Origin of the sequence: uncultured Desulfovibrio sp. (assembly GCF_902477725.1) — a bacterium.
Lineage (GTDB): Bacteria > Desulfobacterota > Desulfovibrionia > Desulfovibrionales > Desulfovibrionaceae > Desulfovibrio.
The window spans coordinates 64,452-74,721 of sequence record NZ_CABSIF010000005.1; the positions used below are offsets into that span (position 1 = coordinate 64,452).

Genomic DNA, 10,270 nt, shown 5'->3' on the forward strand with positions numbered 1-10,270 from the left:
TATGCCTTGGTACAGAATCGTGCCTAAGACTGGGAATAGAAAATACTTGGAGCTTCCTGTTGGCTCAGTTGATGAACGTGTTTTACGGACTGTGAAGGCACTCTCTTGCTGGTCAACTCAACGCAAGCCCAAAAACAGAAAAGAGTCTTTACAAGAGAGCTGTGACCCCGTCATATTCATAAATAAAGGTGAAAATCAGAAAATACGGGCATATACAATTATTAGGGCAATCTCAGAATATTTAAAAGTTCATGCGGAGCTTTTCATTCGTGCCGTTGAATCTCCGCGCGGGGTATATGTCTGCTTTTACACTAACAAAATTTCCTGCTGCGGCCTTAAAAGCATAATGGAAATGATTTTTAATAAAATATTACACCCATACTTTCCAGACTGTAGATTTCAGGCGTCGATACCTACTAAAATTTTTTCCCAATTTAAAAACCAAGATAACTGCTCCCGCGACTACTGTATACCGCCAGAAAAATTTTCAAAAAAATTTTCAATAGACATGCCTCTCCTAGAATATGAAATTAATGATGCACGTAACAAAATTTCTGGAGCTTCTATAGACCTTTCAATGCTTGTCCTGAAAACAATATTAGAACACCTTATCTCCAATACGACATCAAATGACCAGTTGATATTTTCAATCATTGAAAAGGCATTGCACAATTGTAGATATTTTAGAGAGATAATTCATATATCCTGGAATAATGCATACCGCAACAAAGCTATTCAAAATTTTTTGTTTTCTCTGGGTGATGTTGGAAAAAAATATTTAATAAAAAATATTTTTGACATAGAAATTAAGAAAACAATAGATAACGCTTTACAAATTACACCTGACCGGAATCCAACCGAATTTCACCGACTGCGAGTTCAGACCAATGACTTACTTACATTTGCTAGCCATGGGGAGATCAAACCTCTGCGTTGCAGCAAAGTAAGTCCCCCCTGTGGCGTCTGGTGCGGGGCGTGTTCACCGGTAGAGTTGCTAGTGGAGCCAGATATCCGCCAAGGCTTCATCATGTTACCATCAGCTTTAAGCCAGTCCGCCGAAAAATTTGTGCAACAGCTCCCCCAAGACAGAGCTCTATTTCGCAGGGCAGAGCTTCATACAAAGCTCCCAAAATCTATGCGAAGCACCTATGACGTTGACCAAGCACTCTCACATCTCATAGCAATTAACTATATAACTCCTGCAAAATCCGCTATTAAAAACTTTAAACCAGGGAAAAAATCCGAGCTATTCATCATAAACAGGCCTAACATACAACAAATATTCAACATTAAAGAATTAAGAAGAATATAAGAAAACGCTCATTCCTCTTATTAGCCAGAATATCTGACAGGCATACAGCTAATCGGCTACTTTTCCATTCAGAATGTACGTCGGCAACGGGCATTCCGAAAGGTTAATTTCCAGCCACACACCGCTCTATCTTCTCAAATTTATTCTTTCCAATAAACCAATACATAAATGTTTATTGCGTATTATTGGCGTCAGATAATGATATCCTTTCACATGAGGCCCATTTTATATAGGGCGTCCTCACAAAGTCTTATTCTAGCCCAAAGACGAACGCTGGCCTTTAGTCCTAATTTCCCCAGCGCAGCCTGACTTTAAGGAGTGAATGTCAGATCGATCAAGCGATGCAGAACTAATCGGCAAAGTTCATGCGACGCCCCTTAAAGCAAGGTGGCAATCAGTATCCTTTGACGAGACCCGACTAAGTCCTACTTGGGGGGGGGCAACTGGCAACAACAGCAATTTCATGGCCCCCGTATGGGATGTCATCGCTTAATTCTTTCTTCAGGTGTGCACAGCTCAAGTCTGATTGCCATCGACGGCTAGGCCCTCTTGCTCTTCGGCGTCCATATGTAGAGAGGCTGGCCGTTAACTATGCCGAGATTCCAGATGATGGAAATATGTGAACGAATAACTTTGTCGCATAATATAATATGCGGAGTGGATGGGGAGGGGCTAAAAAAAACATACGGAGAGGTAAGGGAGAAAGCACGAAGCCCTTACCCGGTTAATTGGTAATATCTCTGTACAGAGATAAACAAGTATAAAAGGCTAGGATAGCCATTACCCACCATTAGCAAACAACACAGGGGCATGCATTACCAAGATGCATGCCCCTGTTATTATTTACTAAGCCAGCTAAATAAAATGACTTTTATAAAAATTGGAGGACTATCATGCAAAAGACCACCACATCAAACACGTATCGTGGATACCCCATCAACACAGGCAAAGACAACAACCTGCCATGCAGCACGAAATGTTTAGACCAACTAGTTGATACTGTTGAGTACATGACCGAAAACCATTCGAGGGTTCTTGCTGTAAGAGCAGATGTACGCTCGGAACAGGACTCTGAAAGAGTTCTTACAAGAAGAGATGTTACTCGTGTTATTGAGAACACCAAAAGAAACATCAACTCAAGATTTAAAGACTCGAAGAACAACCCAGATATCAAATTCATTGTAACAACAGAGCAAACCTCTCCAGAGGCTAATCCCCATTTCCATGTCATGGCATTTGCTAACGGCAATGCCATCCAGAATGGCTACTCCATTTTTTCTGAACTTAACAAGCAGGTAAAAAATAAGCTTGATACTGACAATGATGGACTTGTCCATTTTTCAGAAAGTAATGGAAATACAGGCATTATGATCAACAGAAACTCTGATGATTTTGAGCAGCAGATGAATAACACAGTTTATGCTGGCAGTTATCTGGCTAAAACTAGCTCCAAGAAACACACCCCTGAGGGATCATGGGTGTCATCCTCATCCAGGAGAAAGAAGAAAAATGACAACTAAAAAATCACTGATTCTGCTGAGATTGATATACCCAATTCCATGGATAGCCAGAGGCGTAAGAAAAAGAACCTCTAGGGTTTTGTTTAGGACGAGCCCCTATTAGAAGCTTTGATCCTGCCATCCCCTATCGCAACGCTATATGCATTTGAAAAGGTGAGTGTTGGCTTCACGAGCAACACTCACCTTCATTTCTCATTCTTCAAATTCATCTCTTTGGCAATCTCTACCACCAAGTTGAGCAATGCCTCCATCCAGATTCGGGAACGGTCATAAGCTGTTCATCTAGCTAGGTCAGAGCAAAACAGACGTTCAACGAAGGCCACAGCAATAAACCGGTAAGGCGTGTATTCTTTCCAGCAATCGAATCGGCACCAATCCAAGTGGTATGCGCTGAGAATGATCCACTCATCGCATCAATTCAACTGTCAGCCAGACTTGCTGAATAAAGGCTGCCTGCTTATGGGCTGGAACTCTTTCTAACGCGGCCTGTAGTCTGCTGCTGGCCTCAAGCGTGTCGCCTTCCTGAACCGTTACAAGATTTGCAACCGTACATTGCAGGGCTCCAGCCAATTCGGGCAACCTGGTAAGCTTGGGGGCAATTTTCCCCTGCTCCATCCGTGCCAGAGCCTGCTGGGTTATGCCTATTTTCTCCGCCAAAATTTCCTGACTCATCCCAAGCGCTTTCCTTCGAACTGCGATGTTCGTTCCCAGAATTTTTATTAATGATTCTTGGCTGTTGCTCATCAAGATCTCCTGCGATTGTTATGCACAAATCTTGGAGCGCCTTGACAATACTTGTAAGGGAGTAGTAGTTGTCAAAATCAACAACTAAAACTTGTTTAATACCAAAATTCACGCTTCGTTATATTCAACAACACATTGCATGGAGATCACGATGAAAAAATGCCTGCCTGCTGCGCTTGTCGCCCTGTTAGTCCTGACTGCGGGCTGTTTCAGCAATAGTGACGTGGAATTAGTAAAAAATGGAAGTTTTACTGGATACCCCACCACAACTGTTGGAAAAATTCTGGACAGCAATTTTGAGAAAATAAAATGGTCCTCATCACAGACTGCTATTGGTGAAACTGTTGTCCGCTTTGATGGGCGCATTTCACCAAAATTACATGAAAAAATGGATGTTGCGCTTTATCAGTTGCTATTGATGATGGTAAACCATGGCATATTAGCACCTGACACTACCAAAGAGAAACTCACACAGATGTTAGCAGCATTTCATCGTCTTCCGCAGACTCTGGGTGAAGCCAATCGTGTTGATTTTGAGAAATATCAACACGTCAAAACGGGATTATTGCCTCGAGCCATCGACTGCCAAAAATTATCTGCTGCTACCGGAGTAAATGTTTCTCCAGAATGGAATGCACAAGCTGAAGAGTGCATAAAAATATTTGAATCCGTCGTACGTGATTCTATCAAGACTTACTTTTGGACGCCAGGTTCACAAGTTTTTATAGAATGGAAAATAAGCAACAACAAAAAGAGTTTTGCTCTTTCTCAATTCGGAGGAGATGGACTCCCCAATCTCACGTTTAATGATTTTTTGAAAGCAATTACTAGCGATTAAGCAACCGCCATAATAGTGAGGCAGTTTTATGCAAGAGCATATGAGCGAACAGGCGGTAGCAGCCATGCGGGAAGAAGCCAGTGAAGAAACACACTCTGTTATCAAAGCGCTGGAAAACGACTACCCAGGAATCTCAGAAGGATTAGCAACTGCCTTGGGAGCAGGGACAGGGGCAGCAGGATCATTCGCCGCGCTCACCTTTCTTGGGGTTTCAGGACTCTCCGCTGCGGGAATAACCTCAGGCTTGGCTGCTGCTGGTGCCCTTGTAGGTGGAGGGATGGTTGCTGGAATTGGGGTGCTGGCAGCCCCTGTAGCCGCGCTTGGCGTACTTGGCTACGCCTTAGCCAAAAAGCATAAGAATGCCAAACTTGCTGCGGCACTGGGTACGGCCATTGAGAAGCTGTTCAACATCCAAACTCGGCTTATGAAAAATGCCGAATACTTCAAGGATGAAATAGCAACAATCAAGGCAACGATAGAATTTTTGAAGGCCAAGCAGGCCTAACGGACGCAACCATGCCGTACCAGAAAGAGCTCAAAGCTATTTGTCTGCTTCAGGATCGGGGTGAGAAGATTGATGATTGCCATCACGACATGGCTGCCGACCTGGTCACATTGCGCAACGAGCTGACAATACTTACTGGAAGCTCAGTCAATGCCACGCCGGATGTGCTCCAAGTGAAAGAGTCAATTCTTGCCCAATGGGGTACTCACAAGCCGTTGCCACAAGAGGAAGTGACGAACATTTACTCCATGGCAGAGCAGCTTTACCCAAAGGCCATCAGCCTTACGGATGTGCTGAACAATGCTGAGTTTGCAGAAGCCCAAGCCCGCTATGATGCACATATAGCCAGCTTCAACCAGCGCTATGGCCTTGATGGTTGGGACTATGCCATTGCAGGTTGCTGTGGATTGTTTGCAGCCATGTTGGATATTCTGTGTGTCAGAGCCCCCCTCAAGCCGACTGCCGCTTTCACGCAACAGGCAGACGGAATTTTTAACCGTGCAGTGCAAGAGGCATTCAACAAGCTCATTCCACCCGATTTGAGCAAAAAGCTCAGTGATGCATATACGATTGGAGCTCCAGATTCTTCAGTGATCAGCGACCTTCTGGGAGCCCCAGCAAAAACCATCACTCCAACCAACCATCGTTTGCGCGCGCTGTCGCACGACCCCGTACTAGGCCTCATATTTGGCGTGCTTGATATGCTGCGCAATACCTGCACAGTCGTACACAATGGCAGTATTACGAGCTATTCCAGTACAAAGCCCCCGGTTGGCGGCACGGTTTTTCAGATGATTGGACGAATGTTTGGGCACCTGCTTTCAGACGTGAACGCCCCTTCTGCCAACGGCAACAGGGGGATGGGATTGCCTGCGCCCTTCATGGGCTTGCTGCGCATGTTTGAGAATATCCCTGTTGGTGATTCGAACTTCGGGAAGCAAATCGAATGGATGTACGTTAGAGGCTATGACTTCCGTCAATTCGTAGCAACAAGCATTCCTGTTGCAATTATGGAGGTGCTGCTTCGTGCCTTCTACGTCGGCAAGCAGGTCAAACTATACGATGCTCCTTTTGGACAAACTCTTTTGGACACCGTGCCAACCAGAATGAACCCACGGTTCCGCATACTTCTGGCATTGGCGTTCGGTACATTTAGTGGCGTCAACGCTGGCAGGATGTATATCACTCAAAATCTCCTCAACCTTAACTATGCTTCCTGGATGGGGCTGGCTTGGAACGGCTTCCACGCACTCAAGTGGGCGTTGCTGCAGAAGCATTTTAAGTTATGGGGAGAAATTGAAGCTAAAGAAATCGAACAGCTACAGAGCTATGTTGCACAGCTTGAAGTTCTGGAAATCAAGGCCGCACCACTACCGGTTTGACGCCTATTACTCAAGCACCTCTTGCATACAGTATCACGCGCCATTTATAGGTATAATTCAACACCGAGGAGATACGGGCATGAGGGTTATCTTCCACATATTAATTGCAGTAATTCTGCTCTCAGGCAATGCCTCCGCGGCAAGTAAATCCATGTGCCCCGATAAGGTTTTGGGGACAGAAGCGGTTGAGGGGGTGTATTTAGGAACAGCGTGCGAGGATTTTTGTTACTCGACCATACGACTTCGTAATGGCGAGGACTTAACCTTCCTCTGTGGGGAGGACAATGCCGCCAAGTTTTTCGGGCAGAAAGGGGCACATGTCAAAGCAGCTCTTGAATTGCAGCAATTCTGGAATGAGTTAGGCAATGAATGCTCTCGGCAATATGTATGTAAGGATGGGGGCCCTCTCACCGCCCAACCTCAGACCTTTTCTCTTGATGAATGCATTGATAAAGCCGTTGGTGTGACGGATTCCGTGCTGCAGTGCATCCGACAGGCAACTACTCTGTGGGACAAGCAACTGAACGCCAACTATAAAACCGCACTGTCTTCTCTGGAATCTGAGCAGGACAAGGCCGCGCTCAAAGCTGCCCAACAGGCATGGCTGGTCTGGCGTGACAAGATGGCCATCGCACTCAGAGCACTTGACGGAGGGGGGAGCCTGAGTGCTCTGTCCGCAAATTCTTTCATCCTGGAAGAAACTCAACGACAAGCTGAAAGACTTAAAGCGCAGCAGTAAAAACCCGTTGGATAATTCTGACTAGCTCAAATAACCTGATACAGTTTGCAAAACTTTCTTGCACGATAAAGCCCGCCTCACTTGAGGTCGGGCTTTTCATGCTTCTTTTTTCAAAAATGCTTCTATTGATTATAGCATACATATGCAGCAGCGGAGCTACCGTCCTCTGCGTTGCTCACAGTTCAGAACCACACGAACAGCTGCAGCATATAGCTTTTGACGGCCAGCGTCCAATGGCCGTATACTGGTGGGAATTCAACCTCAAAGTCGGCATGATAAACTGCCCTAGAGCTTAACAAATTCGGCAACCTGTCCATACAATCGGGCCACAAATGATTACAAATTTCCATGCAAAGTATTACGCCCTTGAGTTGATGAAGTCTGGTGGTGCTGGTGTTGATCGCCTTGGACGTGCGTTGTTTGATGCGTGTGTAGATTTGAATCCACACCAGATTGAAGCAGCTCTTTTCGCATTACGCTCACCCATTTCAAAGGGAGTGTTGCTTGCCGACGAGGTCGGCCTTGGCAAGACTATCGAGGCTGGTCTTGTATTATGCCAATACTGGGCAGAACGCAGGCGAAACATTCTGGTTGTTAGTCCCGCCTCGCTTCGCAAGCAGTGGGCACTGGAGCTCGCCGAAAAATTTAATCTGCCATCCATCGTTTTGGATGCAAAAGCTTATAAAGACCAGCAAAAGCTTGGCGTTCTGAACCCGTTCAGGGACAAGCAAATCATCATTTGTTCCATGCACTTTGCCGCCAGCCGTGCGGAAGAACTCAAAGAGATTGCCTGGGATCTTGTGGTTATTGATGAAGCTCACAAACTCCGTAATGCCTACAGGGAAAGCAATCGGTTAGGCCAGCGTATCCGCTGGGCAACTGAAGATCGCAAAAAGCTGCTTTTGACAGCTACGCCTCTGCAAAATTCTCTGATCGAGCTCTATGGCCTTTCGACCTTGATCGATGACCGGCTATTTGGTGATTTGGCATCTTTCAGAACGCAGTACATTAACTATGGTGGCGATATTTCTGGCCTGCGGGAACGCCTGGCCACATTTTGCTGGCGTTCGCTACGCAGCCAGGTCATCGAATTTGTGCGCTACACCGAGCGCAGGCTCATTACCAGACCGTTCAAACCCACAGAGCGGGAACACGAACTGTATGAGGCAGTTTCCAGCTATCTCATGCGTGGCGAAACCTATGCGCTACCATCAGGACAAAAACATCTCCTCATACTTCTCGTCCGAAAAGTTCTGGCATCCTCGCCACACGCCGTAGCGGGAACACTTGAGATCATGCGTGACCGTCTGCTTAAATTGAGAGACGAAGCCAAGCTAAATGCGGACGCTTTGGACCTTTTGATTTCCGGTGAAGAAATTGACGACGATCTCCTCGATGAAATTCTCGAAGACCAGGAGGAGGCCTCCCTTGAGGATGAATCCTCTATGCCCGCGAACGTGCCTGAGCCGCAGAGGAAAAAAGTCGATCTGGAAAAGCTTAATGCTGAAATTAAAGAACTGAATGACTATACTCGCTGGGCTAGAAGTCTTGGCATTGACACAAAAACGAAAGCGCTTCTGACAGCCCTGGATGTCGGTTTTAGCGCTATGGAAGAAATGGGTGCGGCTAAAAAGGTAGTAATTTTTACCGAATCCCGTCGAACTCAAAATTGGCTAAAAGATTTCCTAGAAGGGAATGGGTATGCTGGTCAGGTGTTGACTTTCAATGGCACCAACAAAGATGATGCCTCCGGCCAAATTTATCAGGATTGGCTTGCCGCCAACAAGGAATCAGGTCGTGCGACCGGTTCTCGTCAGGTGGACCTCAGAGCGGCAATTATTGACCGTTTCCGTGATCGAGCAAGTGTGTTGATTGCAACAGAGGCTGGTGCAGAAGGTCTTAACCTTCAGTTTTGTTCAGCCATCGTCAACTTTGATCTGCCCTGGAACCCTCAGCGCATCGAACAACGGATTGGCCGTTGTCACCGTTACGGGCAGAAACACGATGTCGTCGTTATCAACTTTCTCAACGAGCGCAACGAGGCCGACCGGCGCGTCCATGAGCTGCTGGAACAAAAATTCAAGCTGTTTACCGGCGTATTCGGGGCCAGCGATGATGTTCTTGGCTCAATTGAAGCCGGTGTGGATTTTGAACGCCGTATCCTGGAAATATACCAAGGGTGTCGGAGCGAAGAAGAAATTCAATCCGCGTTCGAGAAGCTGCAGGCAGAGCTGGACGAACAGATTCAAACCAAAATGTGCGACACCCGTAAAATATTGCTGGAACATTTTGATGAAGACGTGCACGAACGGCTTAAGGTAAATCTTGCAGGCACACAGGAACGGTTAGACCGCATTGGCAGAATGTTTTGGGCCGTAACCCGGCACACACTGAAAAATCATGCGGAATTTGACGATGCCGTCTGTGCCTTTGCTCTGCACAAAAGCCCGGCTCAGGGCATTGCCACAGGCACCTACCACCTTATTTCCAAACAGCAGTCCAACATACCGGGGCAGTTTTTATACCGCCTAAGCCACCCCCTTGGGGAATATGCCGTGCAAAAAGCCCTGCATGGCCCCTGCCCCTCGGCGCAGGTGGTGTTTCAGGTAACGGGCAATCCCACCCGTATAGCCCTTGTTGAACGGCTAAAGGGCAAAGCAGGCTGGTTGCATTTGCAGCACATGCGGGTAGATTCCTTTGACGCACAGGAATACCTGCTGTTTTCTGCCTTTGATGATGCTGGCAACAGTCTTGACCAGGAAACGTGTGAAAAACTGTTCCACTGCCAGGGGCAAACCCAGCCCCTGACAGCTGTACCCCAGCAGGTACAACACCGCCTTGGACAAGAACAGGAACGCCATGCACTGGCCATGCTTGCCAAAAACCTGGAAGAAAACAATAAACACTTTGCCGAAGCCCGCGACCAGCTTGATAAATGGGCAGAAGACATGGAACTTGCCGCCCAAAAAGAAATTGACGACACCAAACGCCGCATAAAAGAATTGCAGCGCCAGTGCCGCCAGGCCACCACCATGCAGCAACAGCACACCCTGCAGGAAGAGATATCCCGCTGGGAGCGGAAAAAGCGCACTCTGCGTACCCGCATTTTTGACCTTGAAGACGAAATAGCTGAAAAGCGCGACCGCCTTGTGGACTCGCTTGAAAAGCGCATGCACCAAAAATCCACAATTAACCCGGTGTTTACCATACGCTGGACCGTTGTTTAGTTA

At 46.7% G+C, this 10,270-nt stretch carries 8 protein-coding genes; 7 read left to right on the forward strand and 1 reads right to left on the reverse strand.

What is annotated here, in order from left to right; all coding sequences use genetic code 11:
• The first annotated feature begins 1 nt into the window (after nt 1).
• Nucleotides 2–1,312, forward strand: a complete 1,311-nt coding sequence (locus RDK48_RS05630) for a hypothetical protein (protein ID WP_298996753.1) — start codon at nt 2–4, stop codon at nt 1,310–1,312.
• An 893-nt stretch (nt 1,313–2,205) separates the two neighbouring features.
• Nucleotides 2,206–2,832 carry an inovirus-type Gp2 protein gene (locus tag RDK48_RS05635; RefSeq protein ID WP_298996750.1) on the forward strand — a complete coding sequence of 209 codons (627 nt, stop codon included), beginning with the start codon at nt 2,206–2,208 and terminating at the stop codon, nt 2,830–2,832.
• Between the two features lie 405 nt (nt 2,833–3,237).
• Here RDK48_RS05635 and RDK48_RS05640 read toward each other — a convergent pair whose 3' ends face one another.
• Nucleotides 3,238–3,576, reverse strand: coding sequence for a helix-turn-helix domain-containing protein (locus RDK48_RS05640; RefSeq protein ID WP_298996748.1), 339 nt, complete (start codon nt 3,574–3,576; stop codon nt 3,238–3,240).
• Between the two features lie 151 nt (nt 3,577–3,727).
• Here RDK48_RS05640 and RDK48_RS05645 point away from each other — a divergent pair, with 151 nt between their 5' ends.
• From RDK48_RS05645 to RDK48_RS05665, 5 genes are all read left to right on the forward strand, one after another.
• A complete protein-coding gene (locus RDK48_RS05645) occupies nt 3,728–4,414 on the forward strand; it encodes a hypothetical protein (protein ID WP_298996746.1) in 687 nt (228 codons plus the stop codon).
• Between the two features lie 28 nt (nt 4,415–4,442).
• Nucleotides 4,443–4,919: a hypothetical protein gene (locus tag RDK48_RS05650; RefSeq protein ID WP_298996743.1), complete on the forward strand. Its 477-nt coding sequence runs from the start codon at nt 4,443–4,445 to the stop codon at nt 4,917–4,919.
• Between the two features lie 11 nt (nt 4,920–4,930).
• Entirely contained in the window at nt 4,931–6,301 is a 1,371-nt protein-coding gene (locus RDK48_RS05655; RefSeq protein WP_298996740.1) for a hypothetical protein, read from the forward strand.
• A 79-nt stretch (nt 6,302–6,380) separates the two neighbouring features.
• Entirely contained in the window at nt 6,381–7,040 is a 660-nt protein-coding gene (locus RDK48_RS05660) for a lysozyme inhibitor LprI family protein (protein ID WP_298996737.1), read from the forward strand.
• A gap of 332 nt (nt 7,041–7,372) precedes the next feature.
• A complete protein-coding gene (locus RDK48_RS05665; protein WP_298996734.1) occupies nt 7,373–10,267 on the forward strand; it encodes an SNF2-related protein in 2,895 nt (964 codons plus the stop codon).
• The last annotated feature ends 3 nt before the right edge of the window (nt 10,268–10,270 follow it).

Coding starts and splice junctions, on each gene's coding strand:
- RDK48_RS05630 (WP_298996753.1), top strand. CDS start 2: ATGCCTTGGTACAGAATCGTGCCTAAGACTGGGAATAGAAAATACTTG.
- RDK48_RS05665 (WP_298996734.1), top strand. CDS start 7,373: ATGATTACAAATTTCCATGCAAAGTATTACGCCCTTGAGTTGATGAAG.
- RDK48_RS05635 (WP_298996750.1), top strand. CDS start 2,206: ATGCAAAAGACCACCACATCAAACACGTATCGTGGATACCCCATCAAC.
- RDK48_RS05650 (WP_298996743.1), top strand. CDS start 4,443: ATGCAAGAGCATATGAGCGAACAGGCGGTAGCAGCCATGCGGGAAGAA.
- RDK48_RS05640 (WP_298996748.1), bottom strand. CDS start 3,576: ATGAGCAACAGCCAAGAATCATTAATAAAAATTCTGGGAACGAACATC.
- RDK48_RS05645 (WP_298996746.1), top strand. CDS start 3,728: ATGAAAAAATGCCTGCCTGCTGCGCTTGTCGCCCTGTTAGTCCTGACT.
- RDK48_RS05655 (WP_298996740.1), top strand. CDS start 4,931: ATGCCGTACCAGAAAGAGCTCAAAGCTATTTGTCTGCTTCAGGATCGG.
- RDK48_RS05660 (WP_298996737.1), top strand. CDS start 6,381: ATGAGGGTTATCTTCCACATATTAATTGCAGTAATTCTGCTCTCAGGC.